The organism is Streptomyces bathyalis, from assembly GCF_015910445.1.
Taxonomy (GTDB): domain Bacteria; phylum Actinomycetota; class Actinomycetes; order Streptomycetales; family Streptomycetaceae; genus Streptomyces; species Streptomyces bathyalis.
On record NZ_CP048882.1, the window covers coordinates 2,747,426 to 2,772,646 of the forward strand.

At 71.2% G+C, this 25,221-nt stretch carries 18 protein-coding genes and 1 pseudogene; 5 read left to right on the forward strand and 14 right to left on the reverse strand.

The genetic code is table 11. The features are described from left to right. Nucleotides 1–53: 53 nt before the first annotated feature. Nucleotides 54–1,064, reverse strand: coding sequence for an aldo/keto reductase (locus G4Z16_RS11760; RefSeq protein WP_197350765.1), 1,011 nt, complete (start codon nt 1,062–1,064; stop codon nt 54–56). A gap of 187 nt (nt 1,065–1,251) precedes the next feature. Between G4Z16_RS11760 and G4Z16_RS11765 the strand changes: the two genes are divergently transcribed. Beyond that, nucleotides 1,252–1,902 (forward strand): hypothetical protein, encoded by a 651-nt coding sequence (locus G4Z16_RS11765; RefSeq protein WP_197350766.1) that lies wholly within the window; start codon nt 1,252–1,254, stop codon nt 1,900–1,902. An 8-nt stretch (nt 1,903–1,910) separates the two neighbouring features. Here the strand turns inward: G4Z16_RS11765 and G4Z16_RS11770 are convergent, their stop codons facing one another. Then, on the reverse strand, nt 1,911–2,255 hold the full coding sequence (locus G4Z16_RS11770; RefSeq protein WP_343070801.1) for a nuclear transport factor 2 family protein: 345 nt from the start codon (nt 2,253–2,255) through the stop codon (nt 1,911–1,913). A 144-nt stretch (nt 2,256–2,399) separates the two neighbouring features. Here G4Z16_RS11770 and G4Z16_RS11775 point away from each other — a divergent pair, with 144 nt between their 5' ends. Further along, a complete protein-coding gene (locus tag G4Z16_RS11775; protein WP_197350767.1) occupies nt 2,400–2,927 on the forward strand; it encodes a DinB family protein in 528 nt (175 codons plus the stop codon). 71 nt (nt 2,928–2,998) lie between these two features. Here the strand turns inward: G4Z16_RS11775 and G4Z16_RS11780 are convergent, their stop codons facing one another. The 3 genes and pseudogenes from G4Z16_RS11780 to guaA all read right to left on the reverse strand — a co-directional run bounded on the left by G4Z16_RS11780 (nt 2,999) and on the right by guaA (nt 6,129). Then, on the reverse strand, nt 2,999–4,141 hold the full coding sequence (locus G4Z16_RS11780) for a hypothetical protein (protein ID WP_197350768.1): 1,143 nt from the start codon (nt 4,139–4,141) through the stop codon (nt 2,999–3,001). 187 nt (nt 4,142–4,328) lie between these two features. Further along, nucleotides 4,329–4,460, reverse strand: a pseudogene (locus tag G4Z16_RS32455) (Uma2 family endonuclease); the annotation flags it as partial. 124 nt (nt 4,461–4,584) lie between these two features. After that, nucleotides 4,585–6,129, reverse strand: coding sequence for a glutamine-hydrolyzing GMP synthase (gene guaA / locus G4Z16_RS11785; protein ID WP_246530808.1), 1,545 nt, complete (start codon nt 6,127–6,129; stop codon nt 4,585–4,587). Nucleotides 6,130–6,600: 471 nt separating this feature from the next. On the opposite strand from guaA, the gene G4Z16_RS11790 reads away from it, so the two are divergent. Beyond that, a complete protein-coding gene (locus G4Z16_RS11790) occupies nt 6,601–6,954 on the forward strand; it encodes a chorismate mutase family protein (RefSeq protein WP_197350770.1) in 354 nt (117 codons plus the stop codon). Between the two features lie 794 nt (nt 6,955–7,748). Here G4Z16_RS11790 and G4Z16_RS11795 read toward each other — a convergent pair. The 5 genes from G4Z16_RS11795 to G4Z16_RS11815 form a co-directional block, all read right to left on the reverse strand. Continuing rightward, the gene (locus tag G4Z16_RS11795) at nt 7,749–9,587 is read right to left on the reverse strand and encodes a GMC oxidoreductase (RefSeq protein WP_197350771.1); all 1,839 of its coding nucleotides are present in this window, start codon (nt 9,585–9,587) and stop codon (nt 7,749–7,751) included. Nucleotides 9,588–9,685: 98 nt separating this feature from the next. Then, complete coding sequence (locus G4Z16_RS11800) at nt 9,686–11,353, reverse strand: succinic semialdehyde dehydrogenase (protein ID WP_197350772.1); 1,668 nt, start codon at nt 11,351–11,353, stop codon at nt 9,686–9,688. Between the two features lie 180 nt (nt 11,354–11,533). Next, the gene (locus G4Z16_RS11805; RefSeq protein ID WP_197350773.1) at nt 11,534–14,575 is read right to left on the reverse strand and encodes a protein kinase family protein; all 3,042 of its coding nucleotides are present in this window, start codon (nt 14,573–14,575) and stop codon (nt 11,534–11,536) included. Nucleotides 14,576–14,803: 228 nt separating this feature from the next. After that, nucleotides 14,804–16,885 (reverse strand): serine/threonine-protein kinase, encoded by a 2,082-nt coding sequence (locus G4Z16_RS11810; protein WP_197350774.1) that lies wholly within the window; start codon nt 16,883–16,885, stop codon nt 14,804–14,806. A 314-nt stretch (nt 16,886–17,199) separates the two neighbouring features. Further along, nucleotides 17,200–18,906 carry a glycerol-3-phosphate dehydrogenase/oxidase gene (locus tag G4Z16_RS11815; RefSeq protein WP_197350775.1) on the reverse strand — a complete coding sequence of 569 codons (1,707 nt, stop codon included), beginning with the start codon at nt 18,904–18,906 and terminating at the stop codon, nt 17,200–17,202. A 289-nt stretch (nt 18,907–19,195) separates the two neighbouring features. Here G4Z16_RS11815 and G4Z16_RS11820 point away from each other — a divergent pair, with 289 nt between their 5' ends. Together G4Z16_RS11820 and G4Z16_RS33245 are read left to right on the forward strand one after the other, a co-directional pair. Further along, on the forward strand, nt 19,196–20,458 hold the full coding sequence (locus G4Z16_RS11820) for a nucleotide sugar dehydrogenase (RefSeq protein WP_197350776.1): 1,263 nt from the start codon (nt 19,196–19,198) through the stop codon (nt 20,456–20,458). A gap of 153 nt (nt 20,459–20,611) precedes the next feature. Then, complete coding sequence (locus G4Z16_RS33245) at nt 20,612–20,770, forward strand: NUDIX hydrolase (protein ID WP_197350777.1); 159 nt, start codon at nt 20,612–20,614, stop codon at nt 20,768–20,770. A gap of 96 nt (nt 20,771–20,866) precedes the next feature. On the opposite strand, the gene G4Z16_RS11830 is transcribed toward G4Z16_RS33245, so the two are convergent. The 4 genes from G4Z16_RS11830 to G4Z16_RS11845 all read right to left on the reverse strand — a co-directional run bounded on the left by G4Z16_RS11830 (nt 20,867) and on the right by G4Z16_RS11845 (nt 25,109). After that, complete coding sequence (locus G4Z16_RS11830; RefSeq protein ID WP_197350778.1) at nt 20,867–21,976, reverse strand: GuaB3 family IMP dehydrogenase-related protein; 1,110 nt, start codon at nt 21,974–21,976, stop codon at nt 20,867–20,869. An 88-nt stretch (nt 21,977–22,064) separates the two neighbouring features. Beyond that, nucleotides 22,065–23,582 carry an IMP dehydrogenase gene (gene guaB, locus G4Z16_RS11835; RefSeq protein ID WP_197350779.1) on the reverse strand — a complete coding sequence of 506 codons (1,518 nt, stop codon included), beginning with the start codon at nt 23,580–23,582 and terminating at the stop codon, nt 22,065–22,067. Nucleotides 23,583–23,634: 52 nt separating this feature from the next. Further along, the gene (gene shbA / locus G4Z16_RS11840) at nt 23,635–24,219 is read right to left on the reverse strand and encodes an RNA polymerase sigma factor ShbA (RefSeq protein WP_028433906.1); all 585 of its coding nucleotides are present in this window, start codon (nt 24,217–24,219) and stop codon (nt 23,635–23,637) included. A gap of 278 nt (nt 24,220–24,497) precedes the next feature. Next, entirely contained in the window at nt 24,498–25,109 is a 612-nt protein-coding gene (locus tag G4Z16_RS11845; protein ID WP_003948568.1) for a response regulator transcription factor, read from the reverse strand. Nucleotides 25,110–25,221: the final 112 nt, after the last annotated feature.

The following is a 25,221-nucleotide window of genomic DNA, read 5'->3' on the forward strand; positions in this document are numbered from 1 at the left end:
ATCCAACCGAACAGGACGGGACAAGTCGGCGACCGGCGCCCGGAGCGCACCCGTCAGTCGTCGCTGTCACTGCCCTTCTGGAAGCCGTACGGGTAGGGCAGCCGCCGGCTCGCGGCGGCCGTGAGCCGCTTCACCTGCGAAGACTCCAACTCCCAGTCCACGACGGCCAGATGGGAGGCGAACTGCTCCATCGTGCGCGCGCCGACGATCGGGGACGTGACACCGTCCTGCCGGAGCAGCCAGTTGACCGCGACCTGGGCCGGAGGCCGTCCCGACTCCTCGGCGACGGCGAAGAGTTCGTCGAGTACGCGCCATGTCCGCTCGTCCTCCGCGTAGGCGCTCCACGACTCGCTCCAGCCCTGACTCTCCGCGGTCCTCACGCGGCTTCCGCTCGGCGGCTCCTGCATTCCCCGGCGGATCGCACCGCTGAGCCAGCCACCGCGCAGCGGGCTCCACGGGATCACGCCGAGGCCCTCGTTGCGGCAGACGGGGAGGAGCTCCCACTCGGCTTCGCGGTCGAGCAGGTTGTACAGCGGCTGGAGGGAGGAGAAGGGCTCCCAGCCGCGGGCGCGGGCGATGTCCACGGCCTTCTGCAGCTGCCATCCGGTGAAGTTGCTCGCGCCCACCGCCCGGACCTTTCCGGCCCGTACGAGCGAGTCGAGGGTGGAGAGCGTCTGCTCCAGCGGCGTGTGCGGATCCCAGGCGTGCACCTGGTACAGGTCGATGTGGTCGGTGCGGAGCCGCCGCAGGCTCGCCTCCACGCCCTGGACGATGTGCTTGCGGCCCAGCCCCTGGTCGTTGGGGCTGTCGCCCATCGGGAACCTGACCTTCGTCGCGACGACGAGATCGTCACGCCGCTGCCTGCTCAGCCAGCGCCCGAGGATCTCCTCCGACCCGCCCCGCGAGTACACGTCGGCGGTGTCGATGAAGTTGCCGCCCGCCTCGACGAAGGCGTCCAGGATGGCGCCGCTCGTCTCCTCGTCGGTCTCGCGGCCGAAGGTCATGGTGCCCAGGCACAGCTCGCTGACGCGAAGCCCGGAGCCGCCCAGCAGCTTGATACGCATGTGTTTCTCGACCTCCGGCCGGTGATCGGGGGGCAGGACTGCGTCCCGTCCGCGGTCGGCGCATTCTAGGTGCGGGGCGGCGAAACGGACCCCGTTCCACCGGGCGGGGGCCGCCGGATCTTTCGCTTCTGTGACGGTGTCGCCGGCACCCCTCGCACCGGCCCGCCGCGCCCCTACCATCACGGACATGCCCGCACCCCGATGGAAGAGCCTCGTCCGCGACATCGTCCTCGTCGTCGCGGCGCCCCTCGTGCTGGCCGGATTCGGGCTCGGGCATCCCGGCGGGCTGCGGCCGCACAACGCCGCGATGTGGGCCGAGATGCACATCTGGCTGCTGCCCGTCTGGCCGCTGCTGGCGCTGGGCCTGATCGTGCCCCTGTGGGGCAGGCCGCGGCGTGACGTGCCCGGCGTGGCCACCGTCGTCGCGTGGGTGGGCGCCTTCGGGTACGCCTGCTTCTACACGGGCCTGGACGCCGTCGCCGGCATCGGGGCGGGCATCGCCGAGGAGCACGGCGGCGAGCAGCGCCGCCGGGTCGTCAACCCGCTCTTCCACACCGGTGACGCGCTCGGGCAGGCGGGCGTGTGGTGCCTGACCGTCGCGGTGGTCGCGGTGTCGGTCGCGCTGTGTCTGAGGTACGGGGCGCGCGTGCTGCCCGGCACGGTGGTGCTGCTGGCGTGCTGCGGGTCCTTCTTCGACAGCCACATCTTCAACCCGCGAGGAGTGGTGACGATGCTGGGCTTCGCGCTCGGCTTCGCCCTGCTCGTATGGGCGGCGGCAGGGCCGGCGAGGGACGGTACGTCCCACCGGGCGACCACCGGACCGAGCCACCGGACCTGAGCCAGGGCCTAGCGGACGCGACCCCCGAAGAAGACCTGGGTCTCGGTGAGGCGCCCGTCGCGGACCGTCGCGACCTCGACGTTGCGGTGGCGCTCGCCCGTCTGCAGTTCGTACTCGTAGAGCAGGAAGACGTCGTCGCCCCCGGCCGGCACGACCGACAGGATCTTCTGCGACCTGAGGCGTTCAGCCGTGGGGAAGCAGCGCTCGAAGAACGCGGCCCTGTCGATGTGGTCGTCCTGCGGGCTGGTGAAGCTGTAGTCGTCGGCGATCAGCGCTTCCGCTCGCTCGCGGTCCTGCGCGACGTAGCTCTCCATGCAGGCCCTGACGACCTCGGTCCCATCGGTGCCGGCCACAGCGGCTCTCCCTCCGTGCGTGATGTCCCTGCCGCAGTGCAGACCACCGCCGGCGCCCGGACTCATCGGAGCGGGCAAAGGCCGCCGCCACTGCCTGACGGCGACCGGGACGCACCGGCGGCCGGGCCGTGGAAGGCTGGCTCCATGACCAGGACGACACCGGACGGACGCCCCGTCCCCGCCCCGCACGCGGACGAACGCACCATGCTGGAGGGCTGGTTGGACTTCCACCGGGCCACCCTGACCCTCAAGTGCGCGGATCTCGACGACAGTCAGGTGCGCGAGCAGTCGGCGGAGCCGTCCTCGATGACGCTGCTCGGGCTCGTGCAGCACCTGGCAGAAGTCGAACGCAACTGGTTCCAGCGGGTGTTCGCCGGTCAGGACGTCCCGAGGCTGTACGAGGAGGGGGAGGACGGGTTCACGCTCGTTCCCGGGCGCGGCATGGACGAGGCGATGGCCGTGTGGCAGCGCGAGGTCGAGCGTGGCCGCGAACTGACCGCCACCGCGTCCCTCGACGACTCCGGCCGCCTCCCGGAGGAATCGGCAGCGATCATGGGCGACGACAGCGTGTCCCTTCGCTGGATCCTGATCCACATGGTCGAGGAGTACGCGCGGCACAACGGGCACGCGGATCTGCTCCGCGAGCGCATCGACGGCACGTCGGGCACGTGAGCCGCGGCGGCAGGGCGCCGACGGCCGGTACCGCCCGGACACCCGGCGCCGGCCCGCTCGCTCGCACTCCGTCAGGCCCGGGGCGGGTCGGCCGAGACCCGGGACGGTACGCGCGGCTTCGTGCAGCCACGGCGGTCGGCCTGCCGCTCGGCGAAGGCAGTCAGGATCGAGCGCATCTCCTCCGCGCTCAGCACCGGGGTCTCCCCGTCCCCGCCGAGCGCGCGGATCCGGAAGACGGCGTCCGTCCCCTCGCACCGCGCGGTCGCCCAGCCCTGCGTGGCGCTCACCCACGGCTTCCTCCGGCCGAGGGCCTTCCACAGATGGCGGGAGAAGTCGCCGTGGAAGGCCGTCAGGTCGAGTGCCTCCTTGCCCTGGGCCGCCTGACCTGATCCGGTGCCGTCGCCGTTGCGTTCCAGCAGGCAGCTGCCGACCGGGGCGCGCCGCGACATCCGCACCTCCACGCTCCAGGCCTTCGTCGGGCCGAGGGGCGCGTGGGCGAGCACCGAGCACGGCGTCCCGTCCGTCCGTCCCAGCGGCACCGGCTCCGGCCGGGGAACCTTCTCCGGGACGGCCAACGGCTTCGCTCCGCAACGCAGCTTCTCCGACGCCTTGTTGGCGAAGGAGACGGTGGCACGCGCACCGGCGTCGTACGAGACTCCGGCAGCGGGCTCGTCCCCCGACTCGCCGTCACCGAAGTAGCCGGGGATCTGAGCCCTGGTGTGCAGCTGCCGCGGCTTCCCCGAGCCGTCCCTGCCGAGCCGTGGGCAGACGACCGTCATGACGAGATCGCCGCGCGGCGTCTCGTAGCCCGGCAGCCCCGCCGGGAGCGCCAGCCGGGCCGGCTCATGGCCGGAGAAGTCCTCGGAGAGGTGGCCGTCGATGTCGTCGCGGGCGGTGTAGGCCGAGGCGCGGAAGCGGTAGCCGCGGCCGCTCTCGCCGTCGTTCACCTCGCAGCGGTATCTGCCGAGGGGAGCGTCGACGGTCTCCTCGTGTCCGTAGAGATGCCTGTCGTCGTCCATCGGCTTCGTGCCCATGTCGTCGAGGACACCCTTGGGCAGCGCTCCGCTGCAGGCGTTTCGGGTGACCCACCAGTCGTTCACGTACGGCTCGACGACCGCGGCGACCACCCCGAGCAGCACCACTCCCGCGGCAGCGGCCCCAACGATCCGCTTCCGCCGGTTCAGTCGGCGGGTCCGGCCCCCGATATCGGTCACCCCGGCAAACTACCGCCGTGGGCGCCGGACATCCGAGATCGCCGGGCCCGGCCGGGCCGGAGTCGCCCCGTGCCCCTGCGGGCCCGCCTCCGGGAACTCATCGAGCCCCGTGCGTCCTGCCGCCTACAGGTGGTCCTGAGAACTTGCGCGTGCGGCGAGAGATGGCGGTGGTGCTCAGCCCCGGCACCGGCGGGAGGTTCGGCAGAGTGAACAGGTCGTCCACGGTGTAGCCCTGCCGCGGGGGCACAGGCCACTGCGGGGCGGCATCCTGGGAATCGCCGCTGGTGGGCACGGGCTCGGCGGTCATGGTTCCTCCCATGGACGGGCTTCTCCGCCCCGCACCCACCGCAGCGGGCGGGAGCGAGCCCTGGTCACTCGGAGGCATGAAGCACGACGCCAGGTTGACGGAGGATCCGCCTGGGCGCTCGCCGGGTCGTCCCGGCTCACTCCCACTCGATCGTGCCCGGCGGCTTGCTCGTGATGTCGAGCGCGACACGGTTGACGCCGGAGACCTCGTTCGTGATGCGGTTGGAGACGCGGGCCAGCACGTCGTACGGCAGCCGCGACCAGTCCGCGGTCATCGCGTCCTCGGACGAGACGGGGCGCAGCACCACGGGATGCCCGTATGTGCGGCCGTCGCCCTGCACGCCCACGGAGCGGATGTCGGCCAGGAGCACGACCGGGCACTGCCAGATGTCGCGGTCCAGGCCGGCGGCCGTGAGCTCCTCGCGGGCGATGGCGTCGGCCTCGCGGAGCACGTCGAGGCGCTCGCGCGTGACCTCGCCGATGATGCGGATCCCGAGCCCGGGGCCGGGGAACGGCTGCCGCTGGACGATCTCCTCCGGCAGGCCCAGCTCCTGGCCGACCATGCGGACCTCGTCCTTGAACAGCTTCCGCAGCGGCTCGACCAGTTCGAACTCCAGGTCCTCCGGGAGCCCGCCCACGTTGTGGTGCGACTTGATGTTGGCCGCGCCCGTGCCGCCGCCGGACTCGACGACGTCGGGATAGAGGGTGCCCTGCACGAGGAAGGCGACGTCCTCACCGGCGGCGCCCGCCTCGGCGACGAGCTCCGCCTGCGCCTGCTCGAAGACCCGGATGAACTCACGTCCGATGATCTTCCGCTTCTGCTCCGGGTCGGAGGCTCCTGCCAGCGCGGCGATGAAGCGGTCGGCGGCGTCGACGACCTTCAGCTGCACGCCGGTGGCCGCGACGAAGTCCTTCTCCACCTGTTCCGTCTCGCCCTTGCGCATCAGCCCGTGGTCGACGTACACGCAGGTCAGCTGCGTACCGACAGCCTTGTGGACGAGGGCTGCGGCCACCGCCGAGTCCACGCCGCCGGACAGCCCGCAGATGGCACGCTTGCTGCCGATCTGCTCGCGGATCGCGGCGACCTGCTCGTCGACGATGCTCGCGGTCGTCCAGGTCGGGGAGAGACCGGCGCCGCGGTAGAGGAAGTGCTCCAGCACCTGCTGGCCGTGCGTGGAGTGCATGACCTCGGGGTGGTACTGGACGCCGTAGAGCCTGCGCTCGTCGTTCTCGAAGGCCGCGACCGGGACCATGTCGGTGGATGCGGTGACCGTGAAGCCCTCGGGCGCGGCGGAACAGGCGTCGCCGTGCGACATCCACACCTGCTGGTGCGAGGGCGTGCCCTCGAAGAGGGTGGATGCGCCCTTGGAGACCGACAGGTCCGTGCGCCCGTACTCGCGGCTGCCGGTGTTGTCGACGGTGCCGCCGAGGGACTGCGCCATCAGCTGGAAGCCGTAGCACAGGCCGAGCACGGGGACCCCGGCGTCGAAGAGCGAGCCGTCGAGGGACGGTGCGTCGTCGGCGTACACGGACGAGGGGCCGCCGGAGAGGATCACCGCCTTCGGGTTCCTGGCCAGCATCTCCTCGACCGGCATGGTGGAGGGCACGACCTCGCTGTAGATCCGCGCCTCGCGCACGCGGCGCGCGATGAGCTGCGCGTACTGCGCACCGAAATCGACCACGAGGACGGTCTCCGGAGCGTCCGGAGATGCGGAGGCGGATTCCGGGGAGCCTGAGCCACGAGGGGCGGGCGCTGATGCCACGGAGCGGCTGCCTTTCGGCCTTACGGCGGTGGTACGGGAGCGTGGGACGGCGGGGACGGCGTTGATGCACGCCGTGCCGGAGCGCGGAGCACGTGCTCACTTCGTACGGCCGATTCTAACGGGAGCCGCCGGGGGTGCTGCTTGGCCTCCACAGGGGGCCCGTGCATACTGTCGAGCATGTTCGAGCAGCCCGTCACAACCAGCTTCTGGTTCGGCTACGGATCCGGCCCTCACGGCCGCCGTGGTCGAGCTGCTTGATCCACTGACGAGCGACTCACCGGGCGCCCCGGGCCGGCAAAGGCCCGGGGCGCTCTTCGTTTCCGCTCCACGGGCCGCGAGGTCCAGGGCTCCGCCGTACGTACGACCTACGAGGACGGAGACGTGAACACCATGAGCACGGAAACCGCAGAGACCACCGGGCGTACCGGCCCGGACACGACCGGGGCGGGCGCGGCGGGCGGGGGCGAGTCCGGGGCCGAGTCCGGGACCGGGGCCCGGTCCCGCATCGACGAGCTGGACGCCCGCATCATCGCGCTCGTGCAGGAACGCAGGACCGTCGCGGCAGGCGTCCGGCAGGCGCGCACCGAAGCCGGAGACGGACCGGCCGGTGAGCGCTCCGGGGCAGGGGAACAAGTGGGTCTGGCACGGGAGATGGAGATCCTCAATCGCTACCGCAGCGAGCTCGGCCGACCCGGCACACAGCTCGCGATGACGCTGCTGGCACTGTGCCGCGCGCAATCGTGAACCCGGTCATGCGCCCAGGCGTGAACCCGGTCGTGAACCTGCGGCACGCACGCTGGTGAACCCGCCGCAGGGGAGCCACCGGGCGGCGGGCCGGCGCACGGCGGCTCCCGCAGCCCGTTCGCACAACATGGCAAGTCCGCGGCGCGGCGGTCACCCGTAAGGAGCGTGACCGCCGCGTGCGCGGCTTCGTTGGTCCCGGTGACCCCGATGCCCGCCGGACGTCCGGCAGTTCGGGGACGCGCCATCGCAGCGATGAGACGCCCGTTCCTCCTCGTGGGCGGGGACGGAAGTGTCGTGGGACCTCGCTCCGGCGCGAGTGACCGGTCAGCAGGGGACAGCAGCCCGGTCACCAACTCTCCCCGCGCGGGGAGACAGTGGCCGGTCCCGGGGACGCCCAGGACCGGCCGCTCCGCGGAGCGCGGGATTCAGGAAGATTCTCGGGAGATTGTCGTCCGACGGTAAAAGTTCCGGCCAGCCGGTACCAATGCCGTGACCAAGGGAGTCGGACGCCTTGCGCGTCAGATGCGCATCCAGCAACATGCACACGAACTCCCTTTCAAGACCCGGCCGTTGACCAGCTGCGCAGCATGCTGCCGCAGCTCGGACGGCCAGGCGGCACTACCCCCCGGTGCCGTTCCTTCAGGCGGGCGCTGCCCTGACGCCCGTGCTGGACGCCAAGGGCCCCGCGGCGCCGTCCACCAACCGGCCGGCGCCACGGGGCCCTTCGCGCGTGCGACAGCCCCTCCGCGTTCCCGCCCGGGCGAACTGCCCCGACGGGAACGCGGATTCGGGGACTACTCCACTTCGGCGGCCTCGTGCGCCGGCTCCCGCTTCTTGGCGGGCACCTCCGGCACGGGCAGCATCGTCAGCCGCAGCGCCCCGAACGCGTCGTCCGGCACGACCGGTTCGCGCGGCGCCACGGGCGCCATCCGTACGTACGGCGATCCCTGTTCGGGCCGCGCGTCCTCCTCGCCCTTGTTCGGCCACAGCGACATGGCGCGCTCGGCCTGAGCGGTGATGGTGAGCGCGGGGTTGACGCCGAGGTTCGCGGAGACGGCGGAGCCGTCCACCACCGTGATGCCCGGGTGCCCGTACAGCCGGTGGTACGGGTCGATGACGCCGCTGTCGGCGTCCGCCCCGATCGGGCAGCCGCCGAGGAAGTGCGCCGTGAGCGGCATGCCCATCAGCTCGCCGAGGTTGGTCCCGGCGAAGCCGTTGATGTCGTCGGCGAGATGGCGTGCGGCCTCCGCGCCCTCGGGAATGTAGGCCGGGTTGGGCGCGCCGTGGCCCTGGCGGGCGGTGAGCAGTCCCTTCCCGAGTCCCTTCGTCTTCCGGTACGTGGTCAGGGAGTTGTCGTGCGTCTGCATCACCAGGCCGATGATGATCCGCTCGGACCACTTACGGCCTGAGAGCGACCTGAGGAACAGGTTGGGATGCCGCAGACAGGTGAGCAGGTGGCCCAGCACCTTGGGCAGCTTCGTGTCGTGGTTGACCTGGAGAGTGGTCAGCGCGCTCATCGCGTTGGAGCCCCTGCCGTAGCGGACGGGCTCGATGTGCGTGTGCTCGTTCGGGTGGACGGAGGAGGTGATGGCCACGCCCCGCGTGAAGTCGAGCTTCCGGCCGTCCTTCCACTTCTTGCGGTAGCGCCGCTCGATGGTCTGCGCGCCCACCAGCGCCTCGGAGTTGGTGCGGGTCAACTCACCGAGACGCTCGGAGAGACGGGGCAGCGTGCCGGTGTCGCGCATGCGGTGCAGCAGCGTCTGCGTCCCGTACGTACCGGCCGCGATGACCACCTTGCGGGCGCGCAGCACCGTTGCCGGCCCCTTGCGCTTGTCCGTCGCCACGCAGGTGACGGCGAAGCCCATGCCGTCCGGCAGCTCCTCGACCTCGCGCACCGTCGTCATCGGGTGCACGACGGCGCCCGCCTTCTCGGCGAGATAGAGGTAGTTCTCGTTGAGGGTGTTCTTCGCGCCGTGACGGCAGCCCGTCATGCACTCGCCGCACTCCGAGCAGGCCCTGCGCGACGGACCGGCGCCGCCGAAGTACGGGTCGGCGACCTCACCGCCCGGCTTGGTCCTCGCCTTGCCGTCCGCGTCCTCGCCGTCGCCGAAGAACACCCCGACAGGCGCCATGTGGAAGCTGTCACCGACGCCCATCCGCTCGGCGGCCGTCTTCAGGTGCTCGTCCGAGGGCGTCATCGTCGGGTTGAGGCGCACGCCCAGCATCCGCTGCGCCTGGTCGTAGAAGGGCTTCAACTCCTCCTGCCAGTCGGTGATGTGGCCCCACTGGCGGTCCTGGAAGAAGGCCTTCGGCGGCACGTAGAGGGTGTTGGCGTAGTTCAGCGAACCGCCCCCCACTCCCGCGCCTGCCAGGATCATGACATTGCTGAGCACATGGATGCGCTGGATGCCGTAGAGGCCCAGTGCGGGCGCCCAGATGTAGTTCTTCGTGTCCCAGGAGTTCTTGGGCAGGGTCTCGCGCGTGTAGCGGCGTCCGGCCTCCAGCACTCCGACGCTGTATCCCTTCTCCGTGAGACGGAGAGCGGAGACGGAACCGCCGAAGCCGGAGCCTATGACAATCACGTCGTAGTCGTACGAACCGCCCTCGTTTGGGGCGGAGTTCTCCTCGGGCACGATGGGGCCTCCGGTGCGAGTGGTTCGGCTCTGGATCGGTTGTACGGATGGTCGGATGGTCGGGGCCGGGAGCCGCCGCGGCGGGCGGCTGCCCGGGGTCAGCGGAAGCGGAGCGCCTTGAGCACCTTGAGGGCGAGGCTCATGAAGGCCGAGTACTTCGCGTCGTCCATGCCGAAGGACGGCGCCATCGGCAGCACGCGCTGGTGCGCCACTGTCTGCGACTCGGTGTACTTGAGGATGCCCTCGCTGCCGTGACGCCTGCCGAGGCCGGAGTCGCCCATGCCGCCCATCGGCGACTGCACGCTGCCGTACGCCGCCGCGTAACCCTCGTTGACGTTGACGGTCCCGCTGCGCAGCCGTGCCGCGACCGCGCGGGCATGGCTGCCGTTGCGGCCCCAGACGCTCGAATTCAGCCCGTACGCCGTGGAGTTGGCCAGCTCGACGGCCTCGTCCTCGTCCGCGTAGCGGTAGATGGAGACGACGGGCCCGAAGGTCTCCTCCGTGCACACGGCCATCGGAGACTCGACGCCGTCGAGGATCGTCGGCTCGTGGAAGAGCGGTCCCACGTCGGGGCGTGCGCGCCCGCCCGCGAGCACCTTCGCGCCCTTGGCGACCGCTTCCTCGATGTGGCGGCTGACGTTGTCGAGCTGCTTCTGCGATACGAGGGAACCCATGTCGGCGCCGTAGGCGAGCGACGAACCGAGCCGCATCCGCTTCGTACGGGCGACGAAGCGTTCCACGAACGCGTCCGCCACCGACTCGTGCACGTACAGCCGCTCGATCGAGATGCACAGCTGGCCGGCCGAGGAGAACGCACCGCGCACCGCACCCGCCGCGGCCTTGTCCAGGTCGGCGTCGGGCAGCACGATCATGGCGTTCTTGCCGCCGAGTTCGAGGGAAGCGCCCACGAGCCGCTCCGCGGCCTTCTGCGCCACACCGCGGCCGGTTCGGGTGGAACCGGTGAACGAGACGTAGTCACCGCGCTCGACGACGGCGGGGCCGATCACATGGCCCTCGCCTATGACGACCTGCCACACGTTCTTCGGCAGCCCGGCCTCGATGAGCAGCTTGCGCGCCCACAGGGCGGTCAGCGCCGTCTCGGTGTCGGGCTTCATCACCACCGCGTTGCCCGCGACGAACGCGGGAAGGGCGTCGCCGACGGAGAGTTCGAACGGGTAGTTCCACGGCGCGATCTGCCCGACGACGCCGCGTGGATGACGGTTCTCGGTCACCTTGGTCAGGACGGGGAACGCGCCGGTGTGCCGCTTGGGACGCAGATACGCGGGGGCACGCCGCCCGTAGTGGCGTGCGGCCACGGCGACGGCCTGCACCTCCTCGTGCGCGTGCAGCCGTGCCTTGCCCGTCTCCAGCTGGATCAGGTCCAGCACCTCGCTCTGCCGCTTCAGCACCAGGTCGTGGAAGCGGAGCAGGACGGCGGCCCTCTCCCTTACGGGTGTGGCGGCCCATTCACGCTGTGCCTCGCGCGCGCGGTGGAAGGCGAAGGCGACGTCCTCGGGCGTCGCCTCCGGCAGCTCGGCGAGCTTCTTCCCCGTGAACGGCGTGTGGCTGGACGTGCGGCCGCTGCCGATCACTCCCTCGGTGAGAGCTTCGACGAGCTCGGCGGTGACGACCTCGGCGGCTGTGCGCACCCCTGCGGGAGCGGGGGCCACCGGGTTACCGCCGGCGGCGACGTCCGATGTGGCGGTGCCGCCGGTGCCGCGGTCTTCGCCCTGGTCCTGGGAGCGGGTGTCCTGCGTGTCCGTCATGCGAGAGAGCGTACGACCCCGGAAACACGCTGCATACCCGGCGGTAACCACTTTCACCGAATCTGCCAGCGAACGCTGGCGCGACCGGGCGGCAGCAGGTGCGGCTCAGGTCGCTGACCTCCGGTGACTCCCGGCGCCCGGTCCGGGACGCCGGCACGCGTCGGATGAGGCTAGCGGGGATCAGCGGCCCGTCGACCGGTAGGTGTCGGCCACGGCCTCGAAGTGCCGGTCGATCTCCTGCTTCTTGCCCTTCGAGCCCATCACCATCAGCACGTGGTAGCGCCCGTCGAGGATCATCGCGCGGTTGCGTGCGTAGATGTCCCGGCCGCCGTCCTTCCAGCTGAACGTGCCCTCGGCCATGGCGGTTTCGCCGACGTCGATGCGCCGCAGCCCGGAGGTCGACGCCCAGTCCGAGGCGCGGTAGGCCTTCAACTCCGGTTCGTCGTCGCTCTGGTAGGCCATCGGGTCCTTGCCGTACTTCCCCACTGCGTCCCGGCCGTTGACGATGACCATCTCGACCTCGCCGCCGTTGTAGCGGACCTGGCCGCGACCGGTCGTCGAGCGGCGGTTCCACTCGTCGGGGACGGCGACACGGAAGCCCGCGGGGTCCTGGCTGAGCTTGTAGCCCTTCGGCGCCTTGCCTGCGGCGGGCGGCTGCTGCTTCTCGCCGCTGCCTCCGCCGTCACCGCCACCGTCGCCGCCGCCGTTGCCACTGCCGTCGCCCGCCTCCGGGGGCCTGCTCTCGCCGCCGACGGAACCGCGCTGCTGGTTCGAGGCGCCGTTCGTGTCGCCCTCGGGCATGAACCACACCGCGTACATCAGTGCGGCGGCGAGGCCCGCGAGCACGAGGCCGACCAGAATGCCGCCGAGCTTGCGGGGGCCCGCGCCCTGCCGTGGCTTCTTCTCCCGCGCGGGCCGGCTCCGCCTGTGCGCGGCCCGCTCGCGCCTCGGTTCCGGCGACTGCTGGGGCATCGGCGGAACGGGGCCCGGCTGCGGGGGCTGCTGCGCCTGAAGGCGCGCGGTCTGATCGTGCGGGGCCTGAGGGTGGGACGCGTGGGGCGCGCCCTGGAGCGGGGCGGGCCGCGGTCGTTGCTGCTTCTGCCGGCGCTGCTCGCGCTGCTGATGCCGGTGCTGCTGTCTCTGCTCGGCGCGGGCCGCGCGTCTCGCCGCCCGCCGTCTGCGCACGAGTTCGCCGCGGCGGCGCAGTATCGGCAGCCGTCTCGGGTCCGACGTGCCGCCCGGATCCAGCGAAGGGGCGTACACCGTGTGCCAGCCGACTTCGGGCTCCGGCGCGGAGCGCACCAGCGACCGAAGCCAGCCCCTCAGCTCCTCGAAGTCCGGGCGCTCCGTGGGGTCCTGGCGCAGCAGTGATTCGACGACGGGACGCAGCGGGCCGCACTCCTCGGCGAACGCGGGCGGCTCACCGCACACCATCTGCACCAGTTCGGCGACGTCGTCCTCGGGGTAGGGCGCATGGCCCTGCACGGCACGGAAGAGCAGCACACCCAGCGCCCACAGGTCCGCGGAGGGGCCGACGGGCGGGGCGAGCCGCCAGTTCTGATGGACCGGCCCGGCCTGCTCGGGCGCCCACCGCTCGCTGACCGCGCCGACGACCGTCATGCGCGCCTGCCTCGCACGTTCGGCGGCCAGCGCTGTGGCAGGGCCGCGGAAGCCCTCGGGCGCGCCGTTCTCCTCGGCGCCCTCGCCGCCCCACGGACGGCTCTCGGGCTCGTCGGCGTACGGGTCCTCGTCGTAGGCGTCACTGTCGTACGGGGCGCTGTCGTGGGCGTCACTGTCGTACGGGTCGCTGTACCGGCTCTCGCTGCGGGAACTGCCGCCGTACATCTCCTCGGCGTACGGGACGTCGGAGTACAGGGAGCCCTCCGGCCGGCCTCCCCGTTCCTGCTCCGGCCTCGGTTCCGGCTCGGCCGGACGCCAAGTGGCCTTCACGGGAAGGCTGTTGGGCGGACGTGAGCCCGGCAGGTCGCTCGGAGTGACCTCGTCCTCCCCGGCCGGGAACCAGCGCACGTAGTCGTCGGGCGTCGCGTGACGGGTGTCCGCCGGGGGTGCCGACGCGGGGCGGTTCCACCAGTCCTCCCGGGCGCCCGCCTCGTCCCCCGGACCACTCTCCTGCCGCGCCGGCTCCGGTTCGTCGCGCTCCGCGCCGTGCACACGGGCGGCGGCGCCGCGCTTGGCACCCGCCTGGTAGGCCGCGACGGCACCGCTGCGCGGGCCACGTCCGCCGGTCTCGTATCCATGACGTACGGGCCCGCTGCCCTGCTCGGCCGGCGGGCCGTCGTGCCCGAGACCCTGGAGACCGAAGATGCCGCGCGGGGACCCCCCGGCCCTGGCAGGACCCTGGCCCGGATCGTCGCCGCCGCCCTGCACGGGACCGCGCCCGTACGGGTCGTCCGCCTGGTCCTCCTGCCGCACGTCGAAGCCCTCGGGCAGGGTGATGCCCTTCCACGACTCCGATTCGGGCGAGGACCCGGCCCCTGACTGCGGCTGCTCGCCGGCTGTCTCGGCCTCGCTGCCGCCACCGCTGCTCCGCCGTGGCTCCCCGGGAATGTTGCCGCTGGGCGGCAGCGCCACGCGCTCGGAGTCCGGCAGCGGGCTGTACCCGCACAGCGCCTCCTGGGCCGCCCCGACCGCGAGCCCCGTCAGCAGAGCCCGCCCGTCGTCACAGATCAGGACCGTGTGCGCGGTGACGTTCCGGTGGGTCCAGCCGTGCGCGTGCACCACGCGCAGCGCGGTCAGGAGATCGGCGGCGATCTCCGCGGCTCTGTGCGCGGTCAGCGTCTGGTGCGAAAGCAGCGTCGCGAGCGGCGTGGCCGGCAGCAACTCGCTGACGATCCACAGACCGTCGCCCTCGACGAAGACGTCGAAGACCTGGTCGAGCCTGGGGTGGTCGGGCAGACGGGCGGCGGCGACCGCCGCCTCGACGGCACGCCGGACGGCCGGGTCCGCGGGGCTGCGCGTCGCGCGTCCTATCGAGCCGCGGAACGCGGCGCCGTGTGCGGCGCCGGCACCGACGGAACCGCCGTCCTCGAGCACCTCGGCCTCGACGATCTCGGGCAACGGCACCTGGCGTACGAGCACTTCCTGCCCGCTGGCCGTGTCGTAGGCCACCGACTCCGTCAACTGATGGGAATCGGCGGTGGTCCGGGGCAAGCGGTAGCGGTCGGCCAGCAGCCGTCCCGCCTTGTCCGCGTAGTCGTCCACGACGCCTCCCCACAGCACGCGAGACCGTCGATTGCACAACTCATCCGTATCTTTACGGACGGATACCGGTCCGCGGCCATTCACGATACGTGCCCGAGCTGTCCTGCGCGGGCGGACTCGGTGACTCTCCGGCCGCGCGCACGCCGCAGCGGGCCTCACTCACGTGAAACGCTTGCCCGATTCGGCCTCAACCCGAACGTCCCCCGGAACGCGGGCCGGGAACCCCGTTCAGGTGAGCGGCTTGAAAGTGCTGAACGCCGTCTTGCGCAGCGTCTTGCACTCCGAGTCGTCCCACTTGTCCGCGCGGCAGGTGATCATTATCGCGTAGCCGTGTGAATCGTCCACGCGGAAACCGCGGTTGAGAACACGCACCTTGTGGCCGTCCTCGTTGCGCTCGAACTGCCAGTCCCCGACGGTCGGATAGCCCCGCCACTTCACGCTCTTGATGCTGATCTGCCGGTATCCGCTGCTGTTGCTCTTCACGGAGGGCTCCAGGTCGCGCCATCCGGCGGCGGCGTCCTTCAGCGGCTTGGGGCTGAAGTCCACCTGGAGCTTGGGCAGTCCGCCGTCGGAGTACTTGGCCCCGGAGTTGGCACCCGCGACTCCCGAACGCTCGAAGTCCTCCGGCATCCCCATGCTGAAGTGGAAGCGCTTGTCTTCGACCTGCTCGTAGTCCTCGGGCAGGGAGGGCTCCGCGCCGGGCTCCTCCTCGCCCTCGCCGCCGGAGGAGGCGCTCGGGTCCGGGGAGGGGCTCTCCTTCTTCTCGCCGCCGCCCTTGTCGTCCTTCTTGGTGCCGCTGCCGCCTTCGCCCTTGTTGCGTTCAGCGCCTCCCGCGCCCGAACTCGTGGCGTTCTTCGGGGACTTGTCGTCGCCGCCACCGCCACCGCCGTTGAGGGCGAGGACCGCGATCAGCGTCAGCACGGCGGCTGCCGCCACGGCCACGATCGCCAGCGAGCGGCGCGAGAAGCCGCTCGCGAACTGCGAGAGCCCCGTCGTCGCTCCGCCGGAGCCGTCCCCCGACCCCGACGGGCCGTGCGCCGCCGCCTTTTCGTCGCTGCGGGCGAGTGCACCGGAGGCGGCGGGAGCCGAAGTCTCCTCACCTTCCGGGGCCTTGGCCTCGTCGGCGGTGGCGCCGGAACCAGCGGCGCCCGCGGCTGCCGCGCCCGCGGCGCCTGCCGGTGCCGCGTTCTTCGAAGTCCCCTTTGCCGGGGCCGGCTTCACGGTCGCCGCCTTGCCGCGCTGACGGCGCTCCTTGCCGGCGCCCTGCGATGCGGGCGAGCCGCCGCCCGTGGTCCCGCCCTCGGCGGGCCCCGCGTCCTGCCCCTTGCCGCCGTCCTCGGCGCCTGCGTCTCCGCTCTCTCCGGCCTCCCCGGCCTCGGACGCGTCGCCCTCGGTCCCGTCCGGCTTCGGCGGCAGCACGGCCGTCGTACCGCCGTCCTGCACGGGAGCTGCAGCTGCCGCACCGGCCCCCGCGCCCGCACCGTGCCTGCCGGAGGCCACCGGCTCCAGCAGCGCCCGTGCGCCCGCCACGTCGAGCCGCTTGTCCGGGTCCTTCATCAGCAACCCGAAGATGACCTCTTCGAGTTCACCGGCCTGCTCCGGCGGCGGCACGTCCTCCGTCATCACCGCCGTCAGAGTCGATATGGCCGAGCCCTTGTCGTACGGGGGGTGGCCCTCGACCGCCGCGTACAGCAGGGCGCCGAGCGACCACAGGTCCGCGGGCGGACCCGGCGGCTTTCCGCGGGCCCGCTCGGGAGAGATGTACGAGGGGGCGCCCACGAGCATGCCCGTCGACGTCACCGACGGGTCGCCCTCCACCTTCGCGATGCCGAAGTCGGTGAGGACCACGCGTCCGGTCACGTCCTCCAACAGCACGTTGGACGGCTTCACATCGCGGTGCAGGACGCCTTCACGGTGCGCGGCGCGCAGCACATCGAGCACGGCGAGCCCGACCTCCGCGGCGCGCTGCGGGGTGAGCGGCCCTTCCGTGCGGATGTGGTCGGCGAGCGAACCGCCCTCGACGAGCTCCATCACGATCCACGGACGGTCGTCCTCGTCGACCACGTCGAAGACCGTCACCGCGCTGCCGCTGCGGATGCGCGCGATCGCCTTCGCCTCGCGCAGAGTACGGGTGATGAGCCGCTGCTTCTCGTCCTCCTCGACGCTGGAGGGGAACCGGAGCTCCTTCACGGCGACCGAACGGCCCAGGACCTCGTCCTCGCCCCGCCACACGGTGCCCATGCCACCACGGCCGAGGACTCCCCCGAGCCGATACCGACCTCCTACCAGCCGACCCTCGTGCTCGCTCATGAATCCCCTTGTGTCCCCTCAGCGATGGCCCACCCCAGCCCGGATCTCATTGTGAACCATCGCGCCGTCACATCGCGTACGGGGGCGCCGCAGCCGGGCACCGCGACGCCGTCGCACTCGGCGCCTCACCCATCGTCACGGAACGCGCCGGGCATACGCGCAACGCACGGTCACCGGCGCCCGTGCACCGGTCATCCCGAACCGGCCCCTCCCAGCCCGCACTTCGGATCCCTGCCCGTAGTTCGGATCCCTGTCCGTAATTCGGACTTCACCTCTCCGTCGAGTACCTCACACGGGGTGCCTCACGCTGCGCCTCACACGGGCGAGATGTCCGGCGCGCCCAACCGTGCCGCGTCCGCCGTCAGATCGTCCGGCTGGAGCTGCGACTCGCGCTCGGCCTCGACGCGTTTCTCGTAGTACTCCACCTCACGGTCGATCTGGTCGGCGTCCCAGCCCAGGACCGTGGCCATCAGCTCCGCGACCTCACGGGCGCTGCGCACACCGCGGTCGAACGTCTCGATCGAGATCCGGGTACGGCGCGTGAGCACATCGGCGATGTGCCGTGCGCTCTCGTGCGTGCACGCGTAGACGATCTCCGCCTTGAGGTAGTCGTCGGCGGCGGGCAGCGGTTCGCCCAGCTTCGGGTCCTCGGCGATGAGTTCGAGCAGCTCCTCCGTCAACGTGCCGTAGCGGTTGAGGAGATGCTCCACGCGCGCCACGTGCAGGCCGGTACGGGCCGCCAGTTGGGCCCGGCCGTTCCACAGCGCGTGATAGCCCTCGGCGCCGACGAGCGGCACCTCCTCGGTGACGCAGTCCGCGACCCTTCGGTCCAGACCGTGCACCGCCTCGTCCACCGCGTCCTTCGCCATCACGCGGTACGTCGTGTACTTGCCGCCCGCGACGACGACCATCCCCGGCACCGGATGCGCGACGGTGTGCTCACGCGACAGCTTGCTCGTCGCCTCCGACTCGCCGGCCAGCAGCGGACGCAGCCCCGCGTACACGCCCTCCACGTCGTTGCGCGTGAGCGGCACCGCGAGCACCGAGTTGACGTGGTCCAGCAGGTAGTCGATGTCGGCGCTCGACGCGGCCGGATGCCTCTTGTCCAGGTCCCAGCTGGTGTCGGTCGTGCCGATGATCCAGTGCCGGCCCCAGGGGATGACGAACAGCACGCTCTTCTCGGTGCGCAAAATCAGCCCGGTCGTCGAGTTGATCCGGTCCTTCGGCACGACCAGGTGGATGCCCTTCGACGCCTTCACATGGAACTGCCCGCGCTCCGCGATCAGCCCCTGCGTGTCGTCGGTCCACACGCCGGTGGAGTTGACCACCTGCCGGGCGCGCACCTCGTACTCGCCGCCCAGCTCCAGGTCCTCGACGCGCGCCCCGACGACGCGCTCGCCCTCACGGAGGAAGCCCACGACCCGCGCCCGGTTGGCGGCGTGCGCCCCGTAGGCGGCGGCGGTGCGGACCACGGTGGCCACATAGCGAGCGTCGTCCATCTGCGCGTCGTAGTACTGCAGCGCGCCGACCAGCGCGTCCTTCCTCAACGCGGGTGCCACGCGCAGGGCGTGACGCCGGGTGAGGTGCCGGTGCCTGGGAAGGCCGCGCCCGTGCCCGGACGAGATCGACATGATGTCGTACATGGCCACGCCCGAACCGGCGTAGAGCCGTTCCCATGCCTTGTGCTGCAACGGGTAGAGGAACGGCACCGGCTTCACCAGGTGCGGCGCGATCCGCTGAAGCAGCAGCCCGCGCTCCTTGAGCGCCTCTCTCACGAGGGCGAAGTCCAGCATCTCCAGATAGCGCAGCCCGCCGTGGATCAGCTTGCTGGAGCGGCTGGAGGTGCCGGACGCCCAGTCGTTCGCCTCGACGAGCCCGGTGGACAGGCCGCGCGTCGCGGCGTCCAGCGCGGTACCGGCGCCGACGATGCCACCACCGACGACCAGCACGTCGAGTTCGTGCTCGGACATCTGCGCCAGCGCCCTGACACGCTGCTCGGGTCCCAGTGTCGCCGTCCTCACCGATGCCTCCCGTGGGTCGTGCGTCCGTCGGTGGTGCTTGTGGTGATTGAAAGAACGTAGGCAGTGTTCCCCTGCCGATGGTCCTCCAATTCCCTGACTTCGTCCGCGCTGCGGGCGCCGCAGAGCGGGTAATCCCAGATATCCGTCATATTGCCGATTAACTTGCTATAGCGCCGCGCAGCACGGGACCGGGCAGTTCGACGCGATCTTCCGGGGCCCTCCCCCGGAACGGCACACACGGGGCCTCGCCACCCCAGCGAGGGAAGCAAGGGGAAGGATGTCCGCAGCAATGTCCGCAGATCTCGCCGTCCTCGGACTCGGCCATTCGGGTCTTCCGGTCGCACAGGCCGCCGTCGCCGCGGGGATCGAGACCATCGGCTACGACGCGGACGAGGAGACCGTCGCCGGCCTCAACGCGGGCAGGCCGCCCGCCGACGGAACCATCACCGCGGCCGGCCTCCGCCGCATGATCTCCCGCGGCTTCCGCGCCACGACCGATCCCGAGGTACTGAGCCACGTCCGTACGGCCCTGATCTGCGCTCCGACCTCCCTGGGGCCCGACCGCGCACTCAACCTGGACGCGGTGCGCGCCACCGCTCACACTCTCGCCTCTCAGCTGCGCCCCCGCACGACCGTCGTGCTCGAGTCCGCGGTGTACCCGGGCAGTACGGAGGAAATCCTCAAGCCGCTGCTCGAGGAGGGCTCCGGCCTGCGCGCCGGCCGTGACTTCCATCTCGCCTACTCCCCTGCCCGCCTCGACCCGGGCAGCCGGCGCTACGGATACGCCAACACCCCCAAGGTCATCGGCGGTCTGACCCCGGCCTGCACGGAGCGCGCCGCCGCGTTCTACGGGCAGCTGGCCGCCAAGGTCGTACGGGCACGCGGACCCCGCGAGGCGGAGACGGTGAAGCTGCTGGAGACCAACTTCCGCCAGGTCAACATCGCCCTCGTGAACGAGATGGCCGTCTTCTGCCACGACATCGGCGTCGACCTGTGGGACGTCATCCGCTGCGCCGAGACCAAGCCGTTCGGCTTCCAGGCCTTCAGGCCGGGGCCCGGCGTCGGCGGCCACAGCGTCTCCATCGACCCCAACTACCTTGCGTACCGCAGCCGTTCGCTGGGCTATCCGCTGCGCATGGTCGAGCTCGCGCAGGAGGTCAACGGGCGCATGCCGCGGTACGTGTGCCAGCGCGCCGCCGAACTCCTCAACGAGCACGGCAAGTCGGCCCGCGGGGCGCGCGTACTGCTGCTCGGCGTCACGTACAAGCCCGATCTGCCCGACCAGGAGGGCGCCCCCGCACGTGAGGTGGCGCTCCGGCTCAAGCAACTCGGTGCGCAGCTGAGCTTCCACGACCCGTACGTCATGGAGTGGCAGGTCGCGGACCAGCCGGTGCCGCGTGCCGACTCCCTCTACGAGGCCGCCGCCGACTCCGACCTCACCGTGCTGCTCCAGCACCACCGCAGATACGACCTGCAGGGGCTGGCCGCGAAGGCCCAACTGCTGTTCGACACAAGGGGAGCCAGCCCCACGGGCGCCGCCCACCGCCTGTGACGTCGCGGCGGGGAAACCGCACGGTCACGGTCACGCTCTCGTGCGCAGTGGGAGCCGGCGGAGGACGATCCGGGCATGGCCATCCCCCGGAACCGGAGAGCCGCGCCGAACCACGTACTTCCTGCTCCGGGCGCCCGGCGGAGTTCCCGACGCGTGGCACCATCGCGTCCCGGCCAAGGGGAGGACGCCGGCCTCGTGTTCGCCTGCCGCTTCGTGCCGCTGCCGCTGGAACATCCGCTTACCGACGGCCAGGACGCATGGCTGCGTCGTGTCGACCCGGGCTGGGCGACGGTGACGGGGCACGGTGACTGAGGCGAACCGCTGACCAGCAACCGGAGTCGTTCGCGGCACGCCCCCGGAAGCACGAACGCACCGGAGGCGAACCCCCTCGGCTTCGCCCCGCGAGGACTACCGCGTGACCGTGACCTCGACGCGCTGGAATTCCTTGAGCTCCGAGTAGCCGGTCGTCGCCATCGCACGGCGCAGCGCCCCGAAGAAGTTCATCGAGCCGTCCGGGGTGTGCGAGGGGCCGAGCAGGACCTCCTCCGTGGTGCCGACCGCGCCCAGATCCATGCGCTTGCCGCGCGGCACGTCCTCGTGCACGGCTTCCATGCCCCAGTGGTGGCCGCGACCGGGCGCGTCCGTGGCCCGGGCCAGCGGTGAACCCATCATCACGGCGTCCGAGCCGCAGGCGACGGCCTTGGGCAGGTCGCCGGACCAGCCGACGCCCCCGTCCGCGATGACGTGGACGTACCGGCCGCCCGACTCGTCGAGGTAGTCGCGGCGCGCGGCGGCGACATCGGCCACGGCGGTCGCCATCGGCACCTGGATGCCCAGCACGTTCCGCGTGGTGTGCGCGGCGCCGCCGCCGAAGCCCACCAGCACACCGGCCGCGCCCGTACGCATCAGATGCAGCGCCGCCGTGTACGTGGCGCAACCGCCCACGATGACGGGCACGTCCAGCTCGTAGATGAACTGCTTGAGGTTGAGCGGCTCCGCAGCGCCGGAGACGTGCTCCGCGGAGACCGTGGTGCCGCGGATGACGAACAGGTCGACGCCCGCGTCCACAACTGCCTTGGAGAACTGGGCCGTACGCTGCGGCGAGAGCGCGGCGGCCGTCACCACGCCCGCGTCGCGCACCTCCTTGATCCGCTCGCCGATCAGGTCCTCCTTGACCGGCTCCGCGTAGATCTCCTGCATGCGGCGGTTGGCCGTGCGCTCGTCCAGTTCCGCGATCTCCGCGAGCAGCGGCTCGGGGTCCTCGTAACGCGTCCAGAGGCCTTCGAGGTTGAGCACGCCGAGCCCGCCCAGCTCACCGATGCGGATCGCGGTGGCCGGTGAGACGACGGAGTCCATCGGCGCGGCCATGAAGGGCAGTTCGAAGCGGTAGGCGTCGATCTGCCAGGCGATCGACACCTCTTTGGGGTCGCGCGTGCGGCGGCTGGGCACCACAGCGATGTCGTCGAATGCGTACGCCCGGCGTCCGCGCTTGCCGCGTCCGATCTCGATCTCAGTCACCTGTGAAGCCCTTCTCGCCGTGCGCTGTGCTGTGCCGCTCCAGTATCACTGACACGCCGCGCCCGGAAGCCCGGTGGGTCGCGGGCGCTCAGCGGCGTGAATAGTTCGGCGCCTCGGTCGTCATCTGCACATCGTGCGGGTGGCTCTCCTTGAGCCCCGCAGAGGTGATGCGCACGAACCGGCCGCGCTCCTTCATCTCGGGCACGCTGCGCCCGCCGACATAGAACATCGACTGCTTGAGCCCGCCGACCAGTTGGTGCACCACGGCGCCCAGCGGACCCCGGTAGGGCACCTGTCCCTCGACGCCCTCCGGGATGAGCTTGTCGTCGCCGCCGACGTTCTCCTGGAAGTAGCGGTCCTTCGAGTACGACTTCTGCTCGCCGCGCGACTGCATCGCGCCCAGCGAGCCCATGCCCCGGTAGGACTTGAACTGCTTGCCGTTGATGAACAGCAGCTCGCCCGGCGACTCCTCGCACCCCGCGAGCAGCGAGCCGAGCATCACCGTGTCGGCGCCCGCGACCAGGGCCTTGGCGATGTCGCCGCTGTACTGCAGACCGCCGTCGCCGATGACGGGGACGCCGGCCTCCTGCGCGGCGAGCGACGCCTCGTGGATCGCGGTGACCTGCGGGACCCCGATGCCCGCGACGACGCGCGTCGTACAGATGGAGCCCGGCCCGACACCGACCTTGATGCCGTCGGCACCGGCGTCGATGAGCGTCTGCGCACCGTCGCGCGTGGCGACGTTGCCGCCGACCACGTCGACCGGTGAATTCGACTTGATCTTGGCGACCATGTCGCCGACGAGCCGCGAATGACCGTGCGCCGTGTCCACCACGACGAAGTCCACGCCTGCCTCGATGAGGGCCTGCGCCCGCTCGTACGCGTCTCCCGCGACACCCACGGCCGCACCCACGACGAGCCGGCCCTCGGAGTCCTTCGCGGCCAGCGGGTACTGCTCCGCCTTCACGAAGTCCTTGACGGTGATGAGCCCCTTGATCACGCCCGAGTCGTCGACGAGCGGCAGCTTCTCGATCTTGTGACGGCGCAGCAGCTCCATCGCGTCGTTCCGCGAGATCCCGACCTTGCCGGTGACCAGCGGCATCGGCGTCATCAGCTCACGCACGGGCCGGTCACGGTCGGACTCGAAGGCCATGTCGCGGTTGGTGACGATGCCGAGCAGCTTGCCCGCGTCGTCGGTGACGGGCACGCCGCTGATGCGGAAGCGGCCGCACAGCACGTCGGCGTCGCCGAGCGTCGCGTCGGGGCGGATCGTGATCGGGTCGGTGACCATGCCCGACTCGGAGCGCTTGACCCTGTCGACCTGGGCCGCCTGGTCCTCGATCGAGAGATTGCGGTGAAGCACGCCGACGCCGCCCTGACGGGCCATGGCGATGGCCATCCGGGACTCGGTGACCTTGTCCATCGCGGCCGACAGCAGCGGTACGTTCACGCGCACGTTGCGGGAGATCCGCGAGCCGGTGTCGATGTCTCCGGGAGCCATGTCCGACTCTCCGGGCAGCAGCAGCACGTCGTCGAACGTCAGGCCGAGCATGGCGAATTTCGCGGGGACTCCGGCCTCGGCTCCGACTCCGTCGTTCGCTGTCATGACACCTTCCAATGCTTGCCCAGGGTGAAAGTCCATGCTAAACGGCGCGGACCTACTGCTCGGCCAGTGCCCTCAGCCGGCTCAGCGCCCTGTGCTGTGCGACACGCACCGCGCCCGGCGACATCCCGAGCATCTCCCCGGTCTCCTCGGCGGTGAGCCCGACCGCGACGCGCAGCAGCACGAGTTCGCGCAGATGCTGCGGAAGGTTCGCGAGCAGCTTCTTGGCCCACGCCGCGTCGCTGCTGAGCAGCGCGCGCTCCTCCGGGCCGAGCGAGTCGTCGGGCTGCTCGGGCATCTCGTCGGAGGGCACAGCCGTCTGACCGGGGCCACGCATGGCGGCCCGCTGCAGATCGGCGACCTTGTGCTGGGCGATGGCCACGACGAAGGCTTCGAAGGGCTTCCCCGTGTCGCGGTAACGCGGCAGCGCGCAGAGCACCGCGATGCAGACCTCCTGTGCGAGGTCGTCCACGAAGTGCCGTGCGTCGCCCGGCAGTCGGGACAGCCGCCTGCGGCAGTACCGCAGCGCCAGGGGATGCACGTGCGCGAGAAGGTCGTGAGTCGCCTGCTTGTCGCCTTCCCTGGCGCGTCGTACGAGTGCGCTCACGACCGCGTTGTCGTCAGACCCCTCGTTGCGCATCGGTCCATGGTGCACCTGAGCCCCACGATCCGTCGCACCGCGTCCATGGTTGTGCACCGAAGCGTTATGAGCAGGGGTACTGACCTTCATCTCCCGCGCCCTCCCCTCACGCCTGACCGACCGGTCCCCGAGGAACTCCATACGACAAGCATGCGGCACGCGCGGGATTCCTGGGCCTCATACGCCGCCCCGCCCTTCCCCCCGGGCCGGCCCCGCGCATCGTGCGTGGCGCAACTTCGCAGGCGGGGACGGGCGGGCAATTGGCGAACGTGAGCTATCTATCGGACGAGACCCCAGCGGAAACCGAGGGCCACGGCGTGCGCCCGGTCCGAAGCTCCGAGCTTCTTGAACAGGCGTCGCGCGTGGGTCTTCACCGTGTCCTCGGAGAGGAACAGCTCGCGGCCGATCTCGGCGTTCGACCTGCCGTGGCTCATGCCCTCCAGCACCTGGATCTCGCGGGCCGTGAGGGTCGGGGCGGCGCCCATCTCGGCCGAACGCAGCCTGCGCGGCGCGAGCCTCCACGTCGGGTCCGCGAGCGCCTGCGTGACCGTGGCGCGCAGCTCGGCGCGCGAGGCGTCCTTGTGCAGGTAGCCGCGGGCGCCGGCGGCCACGGCGAGCGCCACCCCGTCGAGGTCCTCGGCCACCGTGAGCATGATGATGCGGGCGCCAGGGTCGGCCGACAGAAGCCGCCGCACGGTCTCAACACCACCGAGGCCAGGCATGCGGACATCCATGAGGATGAGGTCGGACCGGTCGGCACCCCAGCGGCGGAGGACTTCCTCGCCGTTGGCTGCCGTCGTCACGCGCTCGACACCGGGCACGGTCGCGACCGCGCGGCGGAGCGCCTCTCGGGCAAGCGGGGAATCGTCACAGACGAGGACGGATGTCATGACCGCCCTCCGCAGCTGATGCGCGTCACCTTGAGCCTCCAGGCTGTTACGAATCGTCACCTGTGCGGTTGACACCCCTCGGACAACAGTGCCCAAGATCGTTCCGCCAACC